The 20,059-nt window shown below is 64.0% G+C and carries 20 protein-coding genes; 11 read left to right on the top strand and 9 right to left on the bottom strand.

Annotation, left to right across the window (positions count from 1 at the left end; genetic code table 11):
- Positions 1 to 9 precede the first annotated feature (9 nt).
- From glmU to LDZ21_RS00935, 4 genes are all read right to left on the bottom strand, one after another.
- Entirely contained in the window at positions 10 to 1,371 is a 1,362-nt protein-coding gene (gene glmU / locus LDZ21_RS00950) for a bifunctional UDP-N-acetylglucosamine diphosphorylase/glucosamine-1-phosphate N-acetyltransferase GlmU (RefSeq protein ID WP_244793847.1), read from the bottom strand.
- Between the two features lie 107 nt (positions 1,372 to 1,478).
- The gene (gene ttcA, locus LDZ21_RS00945; RefSeq protein WP_244793846.1) at positions 1,479 to 2,438 is read right to left on the bottom strand and encodes a tRNA 2-thiocytidine(32) synthetase TtcA; all 960 of its coding nucleotides are present in this window, start codon (positions 2,436 to 2,438) and stop codon (positions 1,479 to 1,481) included.
- Entirely contained in the window at positions 2,435 to 2,836 is a 402-nt protein-coding gene (locus LDZ21_RS00940) for a dihydroneopterin aldolase (protein WP_035962310.1), read from the bottom strand. Before LDZ21_RS00940 ends, ttcA begins: the two co-directional genes overlap by 4 nt.
- A 16-nt stretch (positions 2,837 to 2,852) precedes the next feature.
- On the bottom strand, positions 2,853 to 3,698 hold the full coding sequence (locus tag LDZ21_RS00935; RefSeq protein ID WP_244793845.1) for an SDR family oxidoreductase: 846 nt from the start codon (positions 3,696 to 3,698) through the stop codon (positions 2,853 to 2,855).
- A gap of 13 nt (positions 3,699 to 3,711) precedes the next feature.
- Here LDZ21_RS00935 and LDZ21_RS00930 point away from each other — a divergent pair, with 13 nt between their 5' ends.
- Positions 3,712 to 4,917: a class I SAM-dependent methyltransferase gene (locus tag LDZ21_RS00930; protein ID WP_244793844.1), complete on the top strand. Its 1,206-nt coding sequence runs from the start codon at positions 3,712 to 3,714 to the stop codon at positions 4,915 to 4,917.
- A 10-nt stretch (positions 4,918 to 4,927) separates the two neighbouring features.
- Positions 4,928 to 5,122 carry a DUF2905 domain-containing protein gene (locus LDZ21_RS00925; RefSeq protein ID WP_035962304.1) on the top strand — a complete coding sequence of 65 codons (195 nt, stop codon included), beginning with the start codon at positions 4,928 to 4,930 and terminating at the stop codon, positions 5,120 to 5,122.
- A gap of 830 nt (positions 5,123 to 5,952) precedes the next feature.
- Here the strand turns inward: LDZ21_RS00925 and LDZ21_RS00920 are convergent.
- The 4 genes from LDZ21_RS00920 to LDZ21_RS00905 all read right to left on the bottom strand — a co-directional run bounded on the left by LDZ21_RS00920 (position 5,953) and on the right by LDZ21_RS00905 (position 10,854).
- Complete coding sequence (locus LDZ21_RS00920; protein ID WP_244793843.1) at positions 5,953 to 7,188, bottom strand: multifunctional CCA addition/repair protein; 1,236 nt, start codon at positions 7,186 to 7,188, stop codon at positions 5,953 to 5,955.
- On the bottom strand, positions 7,185 to 7,808 hold the full coding sequence (locus tag LDZ21_RS00915) for a glutathione S-transferase family protein (protein WP_244793842.1): 624 nt from the start codon (positions 7,806 to 7,808) through the stop codon (positions 7,185 to 7,187). Before LDZ21_RS00915 ends, LDZ21_RS00920 begins: the two co-directional genes overlap by 4 nt.
- Before the next feature lie 12 nt (positions 7,809 to 7,820).
- Positions 7,821 to 8,777, bottom strand: coding sequence for a complex I NDUFA9 subunit family protein (locus LDZ21_RS00910; RefSeq protein ID WP_244793841.1), 957 nt, complete (start codon positions 8,775 to 8,777; stop codon positions 7,821 to 7,823).
- A 109-nt stretch (positions 8,778 to 8,886) separates the two neighbouring features.
- Entirely contained in the window at positions 8,887 to 10,854 is a 1,968-nt protein-coding gene (locus LDZ21_RS00905) for a lytic transglycosylase domain-containing protein (protein WP_244793840.1), read from the bottom strand.
- 8 nt (positions 10,855 to 10,862) lie between these two features.
- On the opposite strand from LDZ21_RS00905, the gene LDZ21_RS00900 reads away from it, so the two are divergent.
- Positions 10,863 to 11,489 (top strand): 5-formyltetrahydrofolate cyclo-ligase, encoded by a 627-nt coding sequence (locus LDZ21_RS00900; RefSeq protein ID WP_404980570.1) that lies wholly within the window; start codon positions 10,863 to 10,865, stop codon positions 11,487 to 11,489.
- Between the two features lie 13 nt (positions 11,490 to 11,502).
- Here LDZ21_RS00900 and LDZ21_RS00895 read toward each other — a convergent pair whose 3' ends face one another.
- Entirely contained in the window at positions 11,503 to 12,015 is a 513-nt protein-coding gene (locus tag LDZ21_RS00895; protein WP_035962437.1) for a winged helix DNA-binding protein, read from the bottom strand.
- 173 nt (positions 12,016 to 12,188) lie between these two features.
- On the opposite strand from LDZ21_RS00895, the gene pxpB reads away from it, so the two are divergent.
- The 8 genes from pxpB (at position 12,189) to LDZ21_RS00855 (ending at position 19,885) form a co-directional block, all read left to right on the top strand.
- Positions 12,189 to 12,842, top strand: a complete 654-nt coding sequence (gene pxpB, locus LDZ21_RS00890) for a 5-oxoprolinase subunit PxpB (protein WP_244793838.1) — start codon at positions 12,189 to 12,191, stop codon at positions 12,840 to 12,842.
- Entirely contained in the window at positions 12,839 to 13,870 is a 1,032-nt protein-coding gene (locus LDZ21_RS00885) for a 5-oxoprolinase subunit C family protein (protein ID WP_244793837.1), read from the top strand. The genes pxpB and LDZ21_RS00885 overlap by 4 nt, the downstream gene beginning before the upstream one ends.
- Before the next feature lie 33 nt (positions 13,871 to 13,903).
- Positions 13,904 to 14,650 carry a 5-oxoprolinase subunit PxpA gene (gene pxpA / locus LDZ21_RS00880; protein ID WP_035962293.1) on the top strand — a complete coding sequence of 249 codons (747 nt, stop codon included), beginning with the start codon at positions 13,904 to 13,906 and terminating at the stop codon, positions 14,648 to 14,650.
- A gap of 128 nt (positions 14,651 to 14,778) precedes the next feature.
- On the top strand, positions 14,779 to 15,498 hold the full coding sequence (locus tag LDZ21_RS00875) for a DUF969 domain-containing protein (RefSeq protein WP_035962291.1): 720 nt from the start codon (positions 14,779 to 14,781) through the stop codon (positions 15,496 to 15,498).
- Entirely contained in the window at positions 15,495 to 16,451 is a 957-nt protein-coding gene (locus LDZ21_RS00870; protein WP_244793836.1) for a DUF979 domain-containing protein, read from the top strand. The genes LDZ21_RS00875 and LDZ21_RS00870 overlap by 4 nt, the downstream gene beginning before the upstream one ends.
- A gap of 471 nt (positions 16,452 to 16,922) precedes the next feature.
- Positions 16,923 to 18,257 (top strand): undecaprenyl-phosphate glucose phosphotransferase, encoded by a 1,335-nt coding sequence (locus LDZ21_RS00865; RefSeq protein ID WP_244793835.1) that lies wholly within the window; start codon positions 16,923 to 16,925, stop codon positions 18,255 to 18,257.
- 15 nt (positions 18,258 to 18,272) lie between these two features.
- Positions 18,273 to 19,451, top strand: a complete 1,179-nt coding sequence (locus LDZ21_RS00860) for a polysaccharide biosynthesis/export family protein (protein ID WP_309774164.1) — start codon at positions 18,273 to 18,275, stop codon at positions 19,449 to 19,451.
- The gene (locus tag LDZ21_RS00855) at positions 19,448 to 19,885 is read left to right on the top strand and encodes an arsenate reductase/protein-tyrosine-phosphatase family protein (protein ID WP_244793834.1); all 438 of its coding nucleotides are present in this window, start codon (positions 19,448 to 19,450) and stop codon (positions 19,883 to 19,885) included. The genes LDZ21_RS00860 and LDZ21_RS00855 overlap by 4 nt, the downstream gene beginning before the upstream one ends.
- Positions 19,886 to 20,059: the final 174 nt, after the last annotated feature.

Here is a 20,059-nt window from a genome sequence, read left to right as displayed (position 1 = left end):
TGGCGCGCTTCAAACCTTCTTTTTGGCCGGGCGGACGTAGCCCGTTTTGCTGACCTGGCGCTTTTCGTTCAGCACCAGTTCGCCTTCGCCCACGTCCTTCCAGACCGTCGTGCCCGCTGCGATCGTCACGCCGCGCCCGACGCGCACCGGCGCGACGAGTTGCGTATCCGAGCCGATGAACACGTCATCTTCGACGATCGTGCGATGCTTGTTCGCGCCGTCGTAATTACAGGTGATGGTGCCCGCGCCGACATTCACGCGCGCGCCGATATCGGAATCGCCGATATAGCTCAGGTGGTTCGCTTTCGCGCCGTGGCCCATCACCGCGTTCTTCACTTCCACGAAATTGCCGACGTGCGCCTCGTCGCCGAGCACCGCACCCGGACGCAAGCGCGCATACGGCCCGAGCACGACCTTCGCGCCCGTCGTGCCGCCTTCGATATGCGTGTACGCGTCGACGCGCGTTCCCGCGCCGATCGATGCATCGCGAATGACGCAGTTCGGCCCGATGCTCACGTTGTCCGCGAGCGTCACGCGGCCTTCGAACACACAGTTCACGTCGATCGACACATCCGCGCCGCATTCCAGCGTGCCACGCACGTCGATGCGCGCGGGATCGGCGAGCGTCACGCCGGCTTCGAGCAGCGCATGCGCGACGTTGCGCTGATGGATGCGCTCCAGTTCCGCGAGTTGCACCTTGCTGTTCACGCCGAGCGTTTCCCATTCGGCGTCGGGTTGCGCCGTCACGACTTCGACGCCCGCTTCGATCGCGCGCTCGACGACGTCGGTCAGATAGAACTCGCCCTGCGCGTTGTCGTTCTTCAGCGACGCGAGCCACGCTTCCAGCGTGCGCGTCGGCGATACGACGATGCCCGTGTTGATTTCCGCGATGCGCCGTTCTTCGTCGCTCGCATCCTTCTGTTCGACGATCTTGCGCACCGCGCCGCTCGCATCACGCACGATGCGGCCGTAGCCGGTCGGGTCGTCTACCGTTACCGTGAGCACGCCGTAGCGTTCGGTTCCGGCGGCGTCGAGCAAACGCTCGAGCGTGCTTGCGCGCGTGAGCGGCACGTCGCCGTAGAGCACGAGGGTCGGCACGGAAGGATCGAGCAGCGGCAGCGCCTGCTGCACGGCGTGTCCGGTGCCGAGCTGCTTGTCCTGAATGGCGAACTGGACGTCGGGCGCGCCGACGGCTTCGCGCACCTTGTCCGCGCCGTGTCCGACGACGACGACAAGACGCTCAGGCGACAGCGCGCGCGCCGTCTCGATGACATGTGCCAGCAGCGGCCGGCCCGCCAGGGGATGAAGGACTTTTGGCAAGGCGGAGCGCATGCGCTTGCCCATGCCGGCAGCCAGAATGACGATGTTCATCGCGAATTTATTGCGGGTTCAAGCCGGGTTTGAGGTCGGGCCAATATAGCACGCGAACTTGTCTGAAAAGGCGCGCGAGAGCACGCCGGGCCTTGATGGACAGGCGTTCACAGGTCGTCGAACTGGACAATTGAAATAGCCTTCGACGATCCTGACGGTTCGCTCGCGCACGGTTCTTCGTCGAACGCGATATCGCCTTGCGGATCGGCCTCGCCGGTCGCGCGCAGGCTGGCGAACGGAAACAGCGCGCTATCCATCAGATGCGACGGCACCACGTTCGACAGCGCGTTGAACATGTTCTCGACGCGCCCGGGGAAACGCTTGTCCCATTCGCGAATCAGCGCCTTCATCTCCGCGCGCTTCAGGTTCGGCTGGCTGCCGCACAGATTGCACGGAATGATCGGAAATTCGCGCAGTTCGGCATACTTCTCGAGGTCCGTTTCCTTCACGTAGGCGAGCGGACGAATGACGACGTTCTTGCCGTCGTCGGATTGCAGCTTGGGCGGCATGCCCTTCAGCTTGCCGCCGTAGAACATGTTGAGCAGAAGCGTCTGAAGGATGTCGTCGCGATGATGCCCCAGCGCGATTTTCGTCGCGCCGAGCTCGCCCGCCACGCGATAGAGAATGCCGCGCCGCAGGCGCGAGCACAGCGAGCACGTCGTCTTGCCTTCCGGCACGAGCCGCTTGACGATGCTGTACGTGTCCTGATTCTCGATATGGAACGGAATGTCGAGCTTCGCCAGGTATTCCGGCAGCACGTGCTCCGGAAAGCCCGGCTGCTTCTGATCGAGATTGACGGCAACGATATCGAAGTCGATCGGCGCGCGTTCGCGCAGGCGCAAGAGCACGTCGAGCATCGCGTAGCTGTCTTTTCCGCCGGACAGGCAGACCATGACCTTGTCGCCCTGCTCGATCATGTTGAAGTCGCCGATCGCCTGGCCGACCTGCCGCGCGAGGCGCTTGAACAGCTTGTTGTTCTCGTAGGCTTCCTTCTGCTGGCGCTTCGTCATGGCTTCGCGCGCCGGCTTCGCTTCTTCTGCTTGGTCGATGGCTTCACGCGCGTTCATGCTCGTTCCTCTTTGATGCGAAAGACTTCGACGCCGACCGCGTCGCAGTCCGGATAGACATCGGGCTTTTCCGTCGATACGGCGACGGCCCGAACGTTCGGATGCGCGAGAAGCGCGGCGGCGACGTCGTCGCAGAGCGTTTCCTGCAAGTGGATGTGGCCGCGCTTCACGCGCTCGGCGATGGTCGATCGCATGAAGTCGTAATCGACCACTTCGGCGAGCTTGTCGGCGACGGGCGTCGACAGCGCGAGCGGCACGAACAATTCGACGTTGATCACGACGCGTTGCTCGCCGCGCTTCTCGAAGTCATGCACGCCGATGTTGATGCGCACTTCGTAGTTGCGCAGAAAAAGCCGCCGGCAATCGGTCAGCCGGGGATGCGAAAGAGCGGCAAGCATGGGTGAGGTTCCAAGGTTAAGGCTTTGGCGCGTCGATCATGTACATCACGTCGCGCGGGCTCGGCACGAGATGCTGACCGCCATCGACGACGAGCGTCGTGCCGGTCACGCCATGCGCGTTCGCCAGATAGCACGCGGCCTGCGCGAGATCGTCCACGGTCGATGCGCGTCCGAGCGGCGTCACGCGATGCGCCGCCTCGAACGACGCGGGCGTCTGCCACGCCGAAACGAGCGTGAGCCCCGGCGCGAGCCCGACGACACGCAGCTTCGGCGCGAGCGCCTGCGCCAGCGCGACGGTGGCGTTGTCGAGCGCGGCCTTCGTCAGCGTGTACGAGAGGTAATCCGGGTTCATGTTGTACAGCTTCTGATCGAGCACGTTGATGACGACGGCGCGCCGTGCGTCGTCGGTTGCGGCGTCGTCGGGCGTCGCTTCGTGCAGCGTGCGCGCGAGCGTGAGCGGCGCGGCGAGATTCACCGCGGTCATCTGCATCAGCTTCGCGTAGCCGAAAGTCGCGGCGGTGTCTTCGTCGAAGCGGGATGCGCAGTTCACCACGCATTGCAGCGAGCCGAACGACTCGACGCACGCGGGCACGAGCTGCGCGACGGCGGTTTCATCGGCGAGATCGGCTTGCAGCGCGACCGCGCGGCGGCCCAGCGCCTCGATCTGCGCGACGGTTTCGCGCGCTTCGCGTTCGGACGTTCCGTAATGCACGGCGACGTTCCATCCCTGGCGGGCGAATTCCAGCGCGATGCCCCGTCCGATGCGTTTGCCCGCGCCCGTGACGAGCACGGCGCGGGTTCGCGGTTCCCCGGAGCGGGAATCGGGCGAATTTGCGGGGGAAAACGGCGAGGAAGCGCTCATTTACAATGCTGGGATGAATCCGAATGCTCAACGATCCGATAGTTTACCTGCTCCGGGCGCCGACGCGCTCGCGCAGTCCGAGGCGCTGACCCGACTGATTCGCGAGCGCATCGCGGCGGCGGGCGGCTGGCTGCCGTTCGACCGCTACATGGACCTCGCGCTCTACGCGCCCGGCCTTGGCTATTACAGCGGCGGGGCGATGAAATTCGGCCGCCGTGCGGAAGACGGCAGCGATTTCGTGACGGCGCCGGAACTGTCGCCCTTGTTTGCGAAGACGCTGGCGCGGCCGGTTGCGCAGGCGTTGCGGGCGAGCGGCACGCGGCGGCTGATGGAGTTCGGCGCCGGCACGGGCAAGCTCGCCGCGGGGCTGCTGACGGCGCTCGCGGAACTCGACGTGGATATCGAGCATTACGCGATCGTGGATTTGTCGGGCGAACTGCGCGACCGGCAGCGCGCGACGTTGATGGCGCAAGCGCCTGCGCTTGCCGCGAAGGTCGAATGGCTCGATGCGTTGCCGGATGCGTTCGAGGGCGTGGTGATCGGCAACGAAGTGCTCGACGCGATGCCGGTGCGTTTGGTGGTGCGCAAGCTGGGCGCGTGGCACGAGCGCGGCGTCGTCGTGCAGGGCGATGGCTTTGCCTTCGAGGATCGTTCGCTCTCTGTGGACCCGCAGATTTCACTGATCGATGACGCCATCGACGAAACGAATGACGAGCCTTTCGCTGAATATCTGACCGAGACGCATGAAGCGGCGCTCGCGTTCACGAAGACGGTTTGCACGATGCTCGTGCGTGGCGCGGCGTTTTTCATCGACTATGGATTCCCGCGCCGCGAGTTCTATCATGCGCAGCGCGCGGGCGGCACGTTGATGTGTCATTACCGGCATCGCGCGCATACCGATCCGTTTTTATATCCGGGGCTGCAGGATTTGACGGCGCACGTCGAGTTTACGAGTATTGCGGAAGCGGGTGTGGAGACGGGGGCGGATTTGCTCGGGTTCACATCGCAGGCGCGGTTTCTGATGAACGCTGGCATTACGGATGTGCTCGGCGAACTCGATCCCTCGGATGTGAAGCGGTTTCTGCCTGCGGCTAATGCTGTGCAGAAGCTGTTGTCGGAGGCTGAGATGGGCGAGTTGTTCAAGGTGATCGCGTTTTCACGCGGGATTTCTTCCGGACTGGATGCGTTTTCTTCCGGCGACCGGTCTCATACACTCTGAGCACGCGATCATGATTCGCTGGGTACTCACTACTTTTATCGCACTGGTCGTGCTTTCCGGGTGCTGGCCGTGGCTCAGGAAGCTTGGCATCGGGCGGTTGCCCGGGGATTTTAATTTGCGCCTCTTCGGGCGGGAGTATTCGTTTCCCTTCATGTCGACGCTGTTGCTCTCTATTTTGCTTTCTTTGATTGCTCGGGCGTTGTGAGGTTTTCTTGCGGTGAGCTTGTATTCGTGTCGGTCTATTAGCTCGCCCCCCCGGGGCGGGGGTCACTTTCTTTGCCGCTGCAAAGAAAGTAACCAAAGAAAGCAGCTTTTTTCGAACCGCACGAAGCACTAACTTGTGTGATCACTTCGTAGAACATCGGTGGCACTCAGCTTGACAGAGCCTTGAATCACCTTCCGCGCCCGCTGACTACTAACGTTCTCCGAGCCCCTTGGCTCGTTAACACCGACTGTATGTGCAGCGCCACGCTACAACTCAAGGGCTGCCGAACCCGCTCGAAGCCCCTTTACTGAGGCTTCCGTCGCCCGCGCTCCGCGCTTAATTTTTGATTTCATTCCCTTCTGTCTTGCGACGCTCCTGATGAGCGCTATTGCGCTATTGCGCTACTGCGCTATTGCGCGGCTAAGCGGCTAAGCGGCTAAGTTGCGCTCGACCTTGCAGGATCCTGTAAGCCTATTTCTGCTTTCGGAGATTTCTGCGTGACCGTGCCGCCGTGCCCGTTATCTGCCCTTGGTTTCAACGTGCGATTCAGCGTTAACATGCGATGCGCGTGGTGCCCAACTGGTGTTGTCGAGCCAAGGGGCTCGGAGGACGTTAGTAGTCAGTGGGCGCGGAAGGTGATTCAAGGCTCTTTCAAGCTGAGTGCCACTGCTGTTCTACGAAGTGAGCACACAAGTCTGTGCTTCGTGCGGTTCGAAAAAAAGCTGCTTTCTTTGGTTACTTTCTTTGCAGCAGCAAAGAAAGTGACCCCCGCCCCGGGGAGGGGCGCGCTAATAGACCGACACGAATACAAGCTCAACGAGAAAAACCAATCAAGAAACCAAAGCGTCCTGCACGGCCGCAACCCGTGCCTCATGCACCGCATCCTTAATCCGCGAAGGCTCGGAAGCAAACCGCAAAGCCACAGCGCCAGCATCAACAGCCCGAGCAGCGACCAGTGCAACCCGCAACCGCTCAGCCTGCGGATAAGGCTGCGCCTCGAGCCCCAACCGCCCGCGAATATCCGCAACACAAGCCTGCAACGCTTCCGCAAACCGCGCAGGTTTGCGCAAAGCATCCGACCGCTCGAACAAGCGCACGAGCGCCGCCGCGCCCATATCCATCACGCGATGGATATTCCCATGCTCGCGCGCAACGAGCATCGCCAGGTCGCGGCATTCGTTCGGCACACGCAAACGCTCGCACAAAGGCTTCAGCAAATCGACACTGCGCCCCTCATGTCCGATATGACGCGGCAGCACATCCTCCGGCGTCGTCGCCTTGCCGAGATCGTGTGTCAGCGCGGCAAAGCGCACCGGTAACGTAAAGCCCTGCGAAGCCGCATAGTCCAGCACCATCATCACGTGAACGCCCGTATCGACCTCCGGATGATAGTCCGCACGCTGCGGCACGCCCCAGAGCGCATCGATCTCGGGAAGAATCCGCGCAAGCGCGCCGCTGCCGCGCAACACCTCAAACATCCGCGACGGCTTCTTCTCCATCAAACCGCGCGACACTTCCTGCCACACGCGCTCCGGCACGAGCGCATCCACTTCGCCGGCCTCGACCATCCTCTTCATCAACGCCTCGGTCTCCGGCGCGACGGTGAAATCCGCAAAGCGCGCAGCAAAACGCGCAAGCCGCAGAATGCGCACCGGGTCCTCGATGAACGCATCGCCCACATGCCTGAAAAGCCTGTTCTCGAGGTCCGCCCGGCCATTGAACGGATCGATCACCGGTCCCGTCAGCTCGCCCGCCGGCGTGACTTCGCGCGCCATCGCGTTGATCGTAAGATCGCGGCGCGCCAGGTCCTCCTCGAGCGTGACATCCGGCGAATAATAGAACTGGAATCCGTGATAGCCCGCCGCCGTCTTGCGCTCCGTGCGCGCCAGCGCGTACTCCTCGTGCGTCTGCGGATGCAAAAACACCGGAAAGTCCTTCCCCACCGGTCGATACCCCTGCGCCACCATCTGCTCTGGCGTCGCGCCGACGACCACGTAATCGCGATCCATCACCGGCATGCCGAGCAGCGCATCGCGGATCGCGCCGCCTACCGCGTAGATATTCATCGCGCGGCTTCCTTGCGCGCATCGTCGATCCACGCAGCCACCGCCGGCAGTGCCGTCACGCGACGCGCATAGGCGCGCGATCCCTCGCTCAACGCAGGCTCGTAAGAGTTGAAGCGCATGGCGACCGGCGCGTACATCGCATCCGCGATGCCGAACTCGCCGAACAGGAACGGCCCGCCCGATCGCGCGAGACAGTCGTTCCACATCGCGTCGATGCGCGCAATATCGAAGAGCGTCGCCGGCGTCGCGCCCAAGCCGGGCGCGTGCATGTCGATCTGCATCGGCATGTTCTGACGCAGGTCCGCGAAGCCCCCGTGCATCTCCGCGCTGATGCTGCGGGCAAGGGCGCGGGCAGCGGCGTCGCGCGGCCACATCGCGTGCTGCGGATGGTTCTCCGCAATCGTCTCCATGATCGCGAGCGATTCCCACACGGCATCGCCGTTATCGGTGATGAGACACGGCACCTTGCCCGACGGCGTGACGTCGAGAATCTTCGCCTTCGTGTCGGGCTGGTCGAGGCGGATCAGCATCTCGTCGAACGCCAGGCCGAAATGCCTGAGCAGCACCCACGGACGCATCGACCAGGAAGAAAGGTTCTTGTCACCGATAACGAGTTTCATGCGGCTCCGAAATCAACGATGCGCCGTGGCGCGGAAAGTATTGAAGCGCGAGCGCGGCGAGTTGCCCGTGAGATACAGCGGCGCGATCGCCTCGATGCTCGCCGGCTCGCCGATGCCCAGTTCCGGCGCAAGCGGTCCGCTCGCGATGCTCGGCGTGCGCATCGAATCGAGATTGTCGCGCGACATCAGCGGTTCGCCGGGCGCCATTTCGAGCGTCATCGCCTGCAGGCGGCCAAGGCTGTCGGGCAGCTTGATGATGCGCGCACGCCGTCCGATCGTCGCGCCCGCGAAGCGGACCAGTTCGGCGAGCGTGTACACGCCCGGACCCGCGAGTTCGTAGGTCATGCGGTTGGCGGCATCGAGATCGAGCACGTTCACGATGGCCTTCGCGACATCGCCGACGAACACCGGCTGGAACTGCGCATCGGCGCAAGCGAGCGGGATCACCGGAAAGATGCGCTGAAGGAACGCAAACTGATTCAGCAGATTGTCCTCGGGGCCGAAGACGACGGAACTGCGGAAGATCGTCCAGTCGAGGCCCGACTCGCGGACCAGCTTCTCGCCGTCGCCCTTCGAGCGCAGATACATGCTCGGGCCTTCTGCATCCGCGCCGATAGCGCTCATGTGGATCAATCTGCGCACGCCCTTCGCCTCGCACGCGGCGACGATCTTGCGCGGCAACTCCACGTGCGCACGCGCGAACTCCGGGCCGTAGGGATCGCCGCGTCTTCCATGCAGCACGCCGACGAGATTGATGACCGCATCCGCTTCCGCAACGAACGCGGCGAGTTTCACGGGATCGTGCACGTCGGTTTCGAGGACATCGACGTGAAGCAGCGTCAGATGCGCGGCGTTCGAGCGCCGCCGCGTGGCGATGCGCACGTTCTTGCCGAGATCGACGAGCGCGTTGACGAGATGGCTCCCGATAAAGCCGGAACCGCCGATGAGCGCTACGTTTTGATGTCGCATGTTCGCCTCTTGGATATCACGGCTTGCCGGTTGCGGCTGACGAATGCGCGGACGGATACGAAGACGAGCCGCCGCGCGTGTCGGAACGCGCGGCGTCGTGTGAATGCGCTTACGGCGCGATATAACCTAACCGCGCCTTCAGCGATTGCGGACGGCCTTCGAACAACGCCGCGTAATACACGGTGTTCGACAGCACGTTCTTCACGTAATCGCGCGTCTCGGAAAACGGAATGGTTTCAGCAAAAACCGCGCCCTCGACGGGCGCCCGCAAATCCTGCCGCCATTGCTTCGGCCGTCCGGGACCGGCGTTATAGCCAGCGGTGGCGAGCACGGGCGAGTTGTCGAATTGATTGTAGATCATCGACAGGTAATTCGTGCCGAGCAGGATGTTCGTGTTGATGTCGTTCATCTGCGCGCGCGACACCGTCCCGAGACCGATCTTCTTCGCGACGAGTTGCGCCGTGCCGGGCATCAGTTGCATCAAGCCGCCCGCGCCGACTTCCGACCGCGCGTTGATGATGAAGCGCGACTCCTGCCGAATCAGCCCGTACGCCCATTCGATATCGAGCCCGGTGTTCTGTGCATCGCGCTCGACGATCTCGCGGAACGGCGACAGATAGCGCAGCGAGAAATCGTGTTCGGTCTTCGTCTTGTCGGCGGTATTGACGGTGCGGTCGAACAGTTCGATGCGCTTCGCGTACTGCGCGGCGGCGATCAGTTGCCGGTCGGTCATCGTGCGCAGCGGCCAGTTCCATTCGCGATTGCCTTCGAGCCGCAGATTGAGCGCGTAGAAACGCTGCGACAGCGCGAAGCCCGGCACCGACTGCATCTGCGCGATTTCCGCATCCGATACGGTCGTGCGCGGCGGCAGCGTGATCTTCTGCCCCAGCTCTTCGAGCGCGAGCTGGCCGTAGAAGTTGTATTGATCCGCGATGCTCTGAAATTCCTGATTCGCCGTGGCGGTATCGCCGGCCTGCTTGACGGCGCGCGCGTGCCAGTAGGTCCACGAAGGCTGGCTGCGCAGCGTCGGCGGCATTTGCTCGACCGACCAGCGCACCATGTTCCAGTCGCCGGCGAGTAGCGCACTGCGCGTGCGCCATTCGTACGCCGGATTCGACAACTGCGCATTCGCCGACAGCCGATACCAGTCCGCCGCCGCCGGCATGCGCTTCAGCGCCGCCTGATAGCCGATGGTGCCCCAGCCCACGGCGCGCTCGGCGGCCGTCAGGCTCGGCGCGACGGAACTGAACGTGGCGGCGGCCATCGCCGGATCGTTGCGGGCGAGGCGCGTGACGGCGAGCAGCGTCAGCTGATGCGCCGGCGTGTTCGGCATGACGCCGCGCGCCAGATAAAGCGGCGGCTTGTTGACGGCGTTATCGAGCAGTTCGGGCTTCGGCCTTTCCTGACCGAGCGCATCGACGATATTCGCGCCGGTCGTCGTGTAGTTCTGCTCATAGGCGAGGCGGATTTGCTGCCAGATGTCGTCGCTCGTGAACTGGCCGGACTCCGCGAGCGCAGCGATCAGATCGACGCAGCCGTCGCCGTACGATTTCGGATCGACGAGCAGTGCGCGCGCCGCATCCGCAACATGCTCGCCGCGCGACATGCGCGCTTCGAGCGCATAGCATTTGACCTGCGTGTCGTCGTTGAGCACGAAACGGGAATACTGCTCCTGGAAGTTGCGCCAGTCGTGACGGCCGCCGAGCACGACGAGATAGTCGTTGCGCATGCGGTCGGCAATGGCCTGACCGTCGTAACGCTGCAGGAACGAGAGCACGGGTGCGTCCGGCGCGTCGGGGCGCGCGTGGCCTTGCGCATCGAAAAGCTGCGGCTTGATCGTGAAATAGTCGATATAGCCAGGCGCCGGATAGTTCGGAATCTGCGAGGCGAGCAAAGCCGCGCGGCCCGCATCGTTCGCACGTGACGCCTCGCGCAATTGCATGAAAATGCGATCGTCGGAGGACGGAGAAAAGTCCGCGTCCGGCGGGACGGCGGTGGCCGTTCCGCATGCGACCAGCGTAGCGGCGGCAAGGGCGTAGCCGGCCGCAAGATATACTCGGTTGAGGCGTTTTGACATCGTTATTACTGGAGCGCGAGGTGGTCCAAAGATCGGTCCAAAGCATAGCACGCAACGTTTGCGCGGAACCCAAAAGCACCTTGCGCGCGACGCTGCTGGCAAGGCGCGAAGCGCAGCAGGAAGAGCCGTCGCGGGCGCTCGCCGATGCCGCGCTCGGCGAGCGGCTTCGCGCGTTGCTCGAAGCACGCCCGGTCAGATGCATCGGCTTTTATTGGCCGGTGGCCGGTGAGTTCGATGCCCGCGTCGTGTTGACCGACTGGCTCGCATCGGGCAATGCCGGCGATGCACGCGAGGCTGCGTTGCCCGTCGTCGTGCAGCCTCACGCGCCGATGGCCTTTCACGCCTGGCGCGCAGATTCGCCGATGAAGGCCGGCCGTTATCGAATTCCCGTGCCGGAGGAAGAGCGCGTCGTGGTGCCGGAATTGTTGCTGGTGCCGTGCGTCGGTTTCGATGCGGACCGTTATCGGCTGGGATACGGCGGCGGCTATTACGACCGCACGCTCGCCGCGTGGCCGGCCGCGCGCAAGCCGGTCACGATCGGCATTGCGTACGAAGCGGGCAGGCTCGATGCGTTGCCGCGCGAAATGCACGACATGCCGCTCGATGCAATCGTCACCGAAGCGGCGCTTTACTGATGGCCGGCCTCGTTCAAAGCGATGCCGCCGCGCGCGCGGCGGTGTCGTAGAGGCCGGATGCGTTGCGCATCAATTGCGCGGCCTCGCCGATCTGCTCGTTCGTCAATCCGCTTTCGCGCAGCGCCGAGATCAGGCAGCTCTCGCGCACTTCGCGATACTTCCCGCACAGCTCACGCCCCGCCGGCGTCGCGGAGAAGAACACTTCCTTGCCGGCCTTTTCGCTCGCCACGTAGCCGCGCGCCACGAGCTTTTTCAGCGCATAAGTCGCGACGTGCGTGTCCTCTATATTCAGCACGAAGCAGATATCCGCGAGCTTCTTCTTGCGATCCCGATGATTCACATGATGCAGCAGCGACACTTCCACCGCCGTCATGTCTTTCGCGCCGGCTGCGGACATGCAGCGCACCATCCATCGATTGAACGCATTGCTCGCCATGATGAGCGCATATTCGAACTCGGAAAGTTCCGCGCTGGTTTCGGAGACGAGGTGCTCAGACGACACGATCTTGGCAGGATGACGCGACATGGCAATGACCATTTGAGTTGAACCGGAGTCTAGCGGAACCCGCTTGCGCCACACTCCAGACAAACGCGTATTGATAACTTCTTGATAATTTATTGACAATGTAACATCGTATGCACGGTGCGGCGAAGAGAAACGCGTTCTCCGCCCTCCGTGCCGACGCAAGACTGGAAGCCATGACATCACCACGAATCCATCCGCTGGGCGACTGCGCGCTTGTTTGCGAAGCCGCGCCGCCCGCCACGATCGACTGCCAGCGACGCATCTGGGCGCTCGCCGAGCGTGCGCGCCTGATGCCGCATGTCGTCGAAGTCGTGCCCGGCATGAACAATCTGACGATCGTCTTCGATCCGCTCGACGCCGACTACGAAAGCCTCGCCGCGCAACTCGAAGCCGGATGGGACGCCGCCGGCAGCGCCGATGCGCCCGGCAGCACGATCGAGATTCCGGTGCGCTACGGCGGCGAGGACGGCCCCGATCTCGCGGAACTGGCGAAGCACGCGGGCTTGTCCATCGATGAAGTCGTGAAGCGTCACACCGAAGCGGAATACATCGTGTTCTTCCTGGGCTTTCAGCCGGGCTTCGCGTATCTCGGCGGGCTCGATCCCGCGTTGCACATGCCGCGCCGCCGCGAGCCGCGCCTCGAAGTGCCGACCGGATCGGTGGGCATCGGCGGGGCGCAGACGGGCATCTATCCGGCTGCATCGCCGGGAGGATGGCAACTGCTCGGCCGCACCGAACTCAGGCTTTTCGATCCGTCGCGCAATCCGCCGACGCTGATGCAGCCCGGCGACCGCGTGCGCTTCACGGCGCTGGAGGTGCGCGCATGATCGACGTGATTCGCGCAGGCGTGCTGTCCACGGTGCAGGATCTCGGCCGCCACGGATACCGCCATCTCGGCGTCAGTTCGGGCGGTGCGCTGGATGCGCTGTCGCTCGAAATCGGCAATCGACTCGTCGGCAACCGGCCAGATGCGGCGGGCATCGAGGTGACGTTCGGGCCGACGGTGCTGCGCTTCAAGCGCGCGACGCGCATCGCCATCACGGGCACCGACTTCGGCGCGACGCTCGACGACGTGCCGGTCTATTCGTGGTGGAGCCTTCCGGTGCGCGCGGGCCAGGAACTGACGCTGCGCGCGGCGAAGCGCGGCATGCGCGGCTACGTGTGCATCGCGGGCGGCATCGATGTGCTGCCGATGCTCGGCTCGCGCAGCACCGACCTCGGCGCGTGCTTCGGCGGGCTCGGCGGGCGCGCGTTGCGTGACGGCGACCGCTTGCCGGCAGGCGTGCCGCAACCGCACAAGGGCATCGCGTTTTCGCCGGAGGAACCGGCCTTCGGCGTCAAGGCGCCCGCGTGGTGCAAGTTCGTTCTCGTCGATGAACCCGTGCGCCGCGGCCGCCACGCGCCCGGCCTCGCGTGGGCCGCGCCGATCCGCGTGCTGCGCGGTCCGGAATATGCGAGCTTCGGCGACAAGGCTCACGACGACTTCTGGAACGAGGAATGGACGATCACGCCGAACAGCAACCGCATGGGTTTCCGGCTCGCGGGCACGGCGCTCGAGCGCCGCGACAAGACCGAACTGCTGTCACACGCGGTCTTGCCCGGCACGATTCAGGTGCCGCCGAACGGACAGCCGATCATCCTGATGGGCGATGCCCAGACCACGGGCGGCTATCCGAAGATCGGCGCAGTCATTCGCGCGGACTTGTGGAAGCTCGCGCAGGCGCGGCTGAACGGAGGCGTGCGCTTCATCGAGACATCGGTGGAGGAAGCGCGCCACGCGCTGGCTGAAGAACGGCAGTATGTAAAACAGGTGGAAACAGCCATCGCGATGCACGAAGAACGCATCGCGCGATAACAGACAAACCAAACGACTACATCGACGACTAACATGGAAATCGATCTCAACGCCGACCTCGGCGAAGGCTGCGGCTCGGACGAAGCGCTGCTCGACCTCGTGAGTTCCGCGAACATCGCGTGCGGCTGGCATGCGGGCGGCGCCACCGCGATGCGCGACTGCGTGCGCTGGGCGGTGGCGAAAGGCGTGGCGATCGGCGCGCACCCGAGCTTCAACGATCCCGAGAACTTCGGCCGCAAGGAAATGGACCTGCCGCCCGAAGAGATCTACGCGGGCGTGCTGTATCAGCTCGGCGCGCTGGCTGCGATCGCGAAAGCGGAAGGCGGGCGCATCGCGCACGTGAAGCCGCACGGCGCGCTGTACAACCAGGCGGCGAAAACGCCGCAAATCGCCGATGCCATCGTCGCCGCCGTGCGCGACTTCGATCCGACGCTGCTGATCTTCGGCCTCGCGAACAGCGGTCTCGTCGATGCCGCGAAGCGCGCGGGCCTCGGCGCAATCGAAGAAGTGTTCGCGGATCGCGGCTATCGCGCCGATGGTTCGCTCGTGCCGCGCAAGGAGCCGGGCGCATTGCTCGACGACGAAGACGCCGTGCTCGACCGCACGCTGTCGATGGTGCGCGAGCAGCGCGTGCAGGCCGTATCGGGCGAATGGGTGCCGTTGAATGCGCAGACGATCTGCCTGCATGGCGATGGCGAACACGCGCTCGCGTTCGCACGGCGCATTCGCGGCGCACTGGCTGTCGCGGGCATTGGCGTGCGCGCCGCCCGCGCCGCCTGAGCGACGTAACCGAGCACTGAACGCCCCGCACCGCCGGGGCGTTTTAGCAAGCGGCCAGGAGAGCCGCGCAGTCACCACGCGCCCGGTTCGAGGCGCGGTGTTTTCATCCATGTTCGTTTGGAGATCTCATGGCAACCCCAGTCAGTTTATGGCCGCTCATCGGCGTGGCCGTCATCATCGTGGGCTTCGTGCTGCGCTTCAATCCGATGCTGATCGTCGCCGCCGCCGCGATCATCACCGGATTCGCGGCGCACTTCCCGCCGGAGCGCATTCTGAGCGCCATCGGCACCGGCTTTCTGAAGACGCGCAACATCCCGCTCATCATCCTGTTGCCGCTTGCGGTGATCGGCTTGCTGGAGCGGCACGGGCTGCGCGAACGCGCGCAAATCTGGATCTCGGGCATTCGCGCGGCGACGGCCGGACGTCTGCTGATCGTCTATCTGCTGGTGCGCGAACTGACGGCGGCGGTCGGCCTGACGGGCCTCGGCGGTCATCCGCAGATGGTCCGGCCGCTGCTCGCGCCGATGGCGGAAGGCGCGACGGAAGCGCGCTACGGCAAGCTGTCCGATGCCGTGCGCTACAAGTTGCGCGCGTACTCGGCCGCGACCGATAACGTCGGCCTGTTCTTCGGCGAGGACATCTTCGTGGCGTTCGGCGCGATCGTGCTGATGGTCACGTTCCTGAAGGAAGCGGGCATCATCGTCGAGCCCATGCACGTGGCCGTCTGGGGCATCCCGACCGCCATCTGCGCGTTCCTGATTCATGGCTTTCGCCTCTGGCTGCTCGACCGTCAACTGACGCGCGAACTCGATGCGCTCACCCGCAACGTCGCCGGAGAAAAAGCATGACGCTGACGATCAACTATCTCTTCTATCTGGTCGGCATCGTGCTCGTGGTCGTCGCGGGCATGATCCTCACCGACAAGTCGCATCCGCGCCGGCTGACAACGGGCGTGTTCTGGCTCGTGTATGCGCTGATTTTCCTCATCGGCGACTGGCTGCCGCCATCGGTCGTCGGCGTGCTGGTCGTGGCGATGGCGCTGATTGCGGGTCTTGGCGGCGTCACCGGCGCGAAGCCGAAGATGCTCTCCGATGAAACGCGCCGCCAGAGCGCCATGCGTCTCGGCAACAAGCTCTTCGTGCCCGCGCTGACGATTCCCGTCGTCACCGTCATCCTGACGCTCGGAGCGAGTCATCTCGTGTTCGGTGGCAGGCCGCTCATCGAGTTGAAGAACGTGACGCTGATCGGCTTCGGCATCGGCTGTGTGATCGCGCTGGCGGTCGCGTGCGTGATGACGCGCGATACCGTCGGCCAGTCGATGCGCGAAGCGCGCCGCCTGATCGATGCGCTGTCGTGGGCCGCCGTGCTGCCGCAGATGCTCGGCATGCTCGGGCTCGTGTTCTCCGACGCGGGCGTCGGCAAGGCAGTCGCGCACGTCACGACGGCTTACGTAAATCTCGATTACAGGCTCGTCGCGGTGGCGGTGTACTGCATCGGCATGGCGCTGTTCACGATGGTGATGGGCAACGGCTTCGCCGCGTTCCCGGTGATGACGGGCGGCGTTGGCGTGCCGATTCTCGTTGGCGTCTTTCACGGCAATCCGGCGACGATGGTCGCGATCGGCATGTTCTCCGGCTATTGCGGCACGCTGATGACGCCGATGGCGGCGAACTTCAACATCGTGCCGGCGGCGCTGCTGGAGTTGCCCGACAAGAACGCGGTCATCAAGGTGCAGGTGCCGACTGCGTTGACGTTGCTGGTCGTGAATATCTTCTTGTTGAACTGGCTGATGTTCATCTAAAGCTGCATTAGCGAGCGGCGCGTGTCGACAAGTTTGCACGCGCCGTTCCTCCACGATTTATCCTACATCGCGCGCCACCGCGACATGGCGATGCGTCACCCCTGCCCTCGTGTGACCGCACACGCCGCCTCCCGCCTCGTCTCTCCTCTCGTCGTCCGCGCGCTTTTATGCGCCTCTTGAATTCAGACCTATCCGATTCCTGCATGCCGGTGCTTAACGGAGACTTCGCCCCTTTCGGGTCGTGACGCAGTTGAACTGCGCCGCCTTACAAAAGGGAGTCGCTGACCGGCATGCGAGCACAACAGTCTCGCAGCACGAGTATGGCGACCTTATATTCAGGTCGAAATAGCCGATGGTCCGGTGGACTGCTGCCTTTATCGGGCGGCGGTTCGGTGCCCCGGTATCACCGTCGGTCGGGTCATGCGATTGTCGAGATATTCTCTGTTGTTGGAGCGGCCTCCTGGCCGCGACGTGCCGCTGCGTCTGTGCGAAGCGTTCGTCGCTCTCGGAAGCGCGCTTTTTGCGTATCGCGTGTTCGGCGCGTCCTTCGAGGCCGGCTATGTGAGCGCCGCCGCGGCGTTCGCCGTGTTGCTCGCCTGGGCGGGCCAATCCGTGCGCAGTCAGCAGTGCAGCGGGACTGTCGCCGGCATTCTCGGGCCGGCGCTCGCGTGGACGCTTTGCGAAGCCCTCGCGACGTTCGCCGCGATGTCGATGCATCGCGAGTTTCAGCCATCGCTCATATGGTTCGCCTGCTGGTCGTCGTCGACGTTCGCGGGTGTGACGTCATGCCGCTTCGTTGTCCGAATGATTCGCGCTCGACGTGTTCGAACGCGCTCGGTTGCCCTCGTCGGACGCGGCGATCACTGCGATGCGTTCCTGCAGCGCTTTCTCGCCAGGCGCGATTCCGTGTATCGCATCGACGCACGGTTCGATCTGAACGAAGCAGCGGCGGCGAATACCGACGGCATCCGGCTCTTCTGCCACACGGAGCCGTTCGTCGCCTACGTGCGAGAGCAGCGTATCGACGAACTATGGCTCGCGCTTCCGCTGACCGATGAAGCGACGCTTCTGCGCTTCCTCGACATCTTCCGCAATGACTTGCTGAACATCCGCTTTCTTCCGGATGTCGGCAAGCACGCGCGCTTTCGCAACGACGCCGCCGACGTCGATACGGCATTCGCCGTCAATCTGGTGGCAGCGCCGCTCACGGATCGCGCGCTGGCCGTCAAGGCGATCTTCGACTGTGCTTTCGCGACGTGCGCGCTGATCGCTATCTCGCCGCTGTTCCTGCTCATTGCGCTTGCGGTGAAGTGCTCGTCGCCGGGTCCGGTGATGTTCAAGCAGTGGCGCCACGGAGCGAAGGGCGAGCCTTTTCAGATTTTCAAGTTCCGCACGATGCACGTTCACGCGCCGGGCGACGGCGTGGTCGAGCAGGCCACGCGCGGCGATGCCCGAATCACGCCCCTTGGCGCGCTGTTGCGCCGCACGAGTCTCGACGAACTGCCGCAATTCCTCAACGTGCTGCGCGGCGACATGTCGGTGGTGGGGCCGCGTCCGCATGCCATCGAGCACGACGCGCTGTATCAGGAAATCGTCGACGGCGATATCCATCGCTATCGCATCAAGCCGGGCATCACGGGCTGGGCACAGGTGAACGGGCTGCGCGGCGAAACGGATTCCATCGAGAAGATGCAAAAGCGCGTCGAACACGATTTGTTCTATCTCAGCAATTGGTCGTTGGCCTTCGATGTACGCATCCTCTTCGCGAGGATCGTGCGGGGCTTCGTTCATCACAACGCTTATTGAAGCGCAGGGTCATCCATGAAGTATTCGATTGAACACGCCTGCGACGCAATGCGGCGCGCTTCCACTCCGCGGCTTGGCGCTGCGATCGCGCTGGCAGCAATCCTGAGCGCTTGCGCGGCCGCACCGGGCTTTCAGATGCTCACCGGGCCGAACACAAACGATGGCGTGCAGCCCAGCGCGTCCTCCGTTGCGCCGACGGCCGCGACGCCCGAGATTCCGATCACCGAGCTGGATCTCGCCACCGTGCGAAGCCTCGCGGAGAAGCGCAGTGCCTGGCAGGACGCGCAGACGCGCCAGTTGTTCGCCGCGCCGCAACCTTATACGGTCGGCCCGGGCGATGTCTTGCAGATCGTCGTGTGGGATCACCCCGAGCTTGCGCAAGCCGTCGGCTCCACGCAGACGCAGGGACCATCGAAGCCAGGCGATCCGGCGGCGGGCTTCGTCGTCGATCAAAGCGGCAAGCTCGCTTTCCCTTACGCGGGCAGTCTCAACGTGGCGGGCCTCGGCACGCAACAAATCCGCGAGCGGCTGACTTCCGCGCTGTCCCGCTATTTCGTGAACCCGCAGGTGACGGTTCGCATGGCGTCGTACCGTTCGCGTCAGGTTTATGTCGATGGCGAAGTGCGGTCGCCCGGTGCGTTCTCGTTGACGGATGTGCCGCTCAATTCTTACGACGCGATCGCGCACGCGGGCGGCTTCTCCGATAGCGCCGATCAGAGCGATGTCGTGCTCGTGCGCAATGGCGTGCCGCATCGGCTCGATGTGACGCGGATGCTGGCGCAGGGCGTCGATCCGTCGAAACTGTTTCTCAAGGCGGGCGACGTGCTGCGCGTGACCTCGCGCGAGGACAAGGGCGTCTACGTGATGGGCGAAGTCAGCAAGCCCGGTTCGGCGGTGCCGCGACGCGACGGCACGCTGTCGCTTGCAGATGCGCTGTCGCAAGTGGGCAGCGTGAACGCGAACACGGCGGACACCGCGCAGATGTTCGTTATCCGCTCGCGCGACGGCAAGCCCGAAGTCTTCCATCTCGACAGCCGGTCGCCGGTCGCGATGCTCGTCGCAAAGGATTTCGATCTGCAGCCGAAGGACATCGTTTATGTCGACGGCAACGGGCTCGTGCGCTTCAACCGCGTGATAAGCCTGTTGATGCCGCTGATCAGCACGGGGCTTACGGCAGGAGTGGTCGCGAAATGATCCGCTCCGTGTTGATGGTGTGCGAAGGGAATGTGTGCCGGAGTCCGGTTGCGGCGGCGTTGCTGGCGCATGAGCTTGCGGATGTCGAGCTGACGTCGGCGGGGACGGCTGCGCTCGTTGGCGCGCCTGTGGACGCAGCCATCGGCGAACTCGCGCAAGCACACGGTATTGCGCTCGATTCGCACGTCGCGAGGCAACTGGACGCGTCGCTCGTGCGCGACGCCGATCTGATCCTCACCATGACACTGGCCCAGTGCGACTGGGTGAAGGCCGCGTTTCCATCGGCGCGCGGCAAGGTATTTCGCCTTTGCGAACAGGACAAAGCGGACGTCATGGACCCGTATCGACGCCATCGAACCGTGTCCGAACTCGCCTTCGCCCAGATTCGACACGGCATCTCGCAATGGACTCACAGGCTGAACGAGCCGCAATGAAAGATATGCAGCAACCTCCCAATTAGTCGCGCTCCACGCCCGACAATCGGTGGTCGAAAACCGGTCGAAGATCGTCGAACTGGAGCAGAAGCGCGCTGAGCTCGTGCAGCGCTATACAGCGCACCATCCGGAAGTGGTGGCTACGCCGGCGAGCGGCACGGCGTATGGGGCGTA

It is taken from the genome of Caballeronia grimmiae, assembly GCF_022879615.1.
GTDB lineage: Bacteria > Pseudomonadota > Gammaproteobacteria > Burkholderiales > Burkholderiaceae > Caballeronia > Caballeronia grimmiae.
This window is presented reverse-complemented; position numbering and strand designations above follow the sequence as displayed.

Bases quoted from the DNA above. Each gene is read 5' to 3' on its own strand.
- glmU (WP_244793847.1), bottom strand. From the start codon at position 1,371: ATGAACATCGTCATTCTGGCTGCCGGCATGGGCAAGCGCATGCGCTCC.
- ttcA (WP_244793846.1), bottom strand. From the start codon at position 2,438: ATGAACGCGCGTGAAGCCATCGACCAAGCAGAAGAAGCGAAGCCGGCG.
- LDZ21_RS00940 (WP_035962310.1), bottom strand. From the start codon at position 2,836: ATGCTTGCCGCTCTTTCGCATCCCCGGCTGACCGATTGCCGGCGGCTT.
- LDZ21_RS00935 (WP_244793845.1), bottom strand. From the start codon at position 3,698: ATGAGCGCTTCCTCGCCGTTTTCCCCCGCAAATTCGCCCGATTCCCGC.
- LDZ21_RS00930 (WP_244793844.1), top strand. From the start codon at position 3,712: ATGAATCCGAATGCTCAACGATCCGATAGTTTACCTGCTCCGGGCGCC.
- LDZ21_RS00925 (WP_035962304.1), top strand. From the start codon at position 4,928: ATGATTCGCTGGGTACTCACTACTTTTATCGCACTGGTCGTGCTTTCC.
- LDZ21_RS00920 (WP_244793843.1), bottom strand. From the start codon at position 7,188: ATGAATATCTACGCGGTAGGCGGCGCGATCCGCGATGCGCTGCTCGGC.
- LDZ21_RS00915 (WP_244793842.1), bottom strand. From the start codon at position 7,808: ATGAAACTCGTTATCGGTGACAAGAACCTTTCTTCCTGGTCGATGCGT.
- LDZ21_RS00910 (WP_244793841.1), bottom strand. From the start codon at position 8,777: ATGCGACATCAAAACGTAGCGCTCATCGGCGGTTCCGGCTTTATCGGG.
- LDZ21_RS00905 (WP_244793840.1), bottom strand. From the start codon at position 10,854: ATGTCAAAACGCCTCAACCGAGTATATCTTGCGGCCGGCTACGCCCTT.
- LDZ21_RS00895 (WP_035962437.1), bottom strand. From the start codon at position 12,015: ATGTCGCGTCATCCTGCCAAGATCGTGTCGTCTGAGCACCTCGTCTCC.
- pxpB (WP_244793838.1), top strand. From the start codon at position 12,189: ATGACATCACCACGAATCCATCCGCTGGGCGACTGCGCGCTTGTTTGC.
- LDZ21_RS00885 (WP_244793837.1), top strand. From the start codon at position 12,839: ATGATCGACGTGATTCGCGCAGGCGTGCTGTCCACGGTGCAGGATCTC.
- pxpA (WP_035962293.1), top strand. From the start codon at position 13,904: ATGGAAATCGATCTCAACGCCGACCTCGGCGAAGGCTGCGGCTCGGAC.
- LDZ21_RS00875 (WP_035962291.1), top strand. From the start codon at position 14,779: ATGGCAACCCCAGTCAGTTTATGGCCGCTCATCGGCGTGGCCGTCATC.
- LDZ21_RS00870 (WP_244793836.1), top strand. From the start codon at position 15,495: ATGACGCTGACGATCAACTATCTCTTCTATCTGGTCGGCATCGTGCTC.
- LDZ21_RS00860 (WP_309774164.1), top strand. From the start codon at position 18,273: ATGAAGTATTCGATTGAACACGCCTGCGACGCAATGCGGCGCGCTTCC.
- LDZ21_RS00855 (WP_244793834.1), top strand. From the start codon at position 19,448: ATGATCCGCTCCGTGTTGATGGTGTGCGAAGGGAATGTGTGCCGGAGT.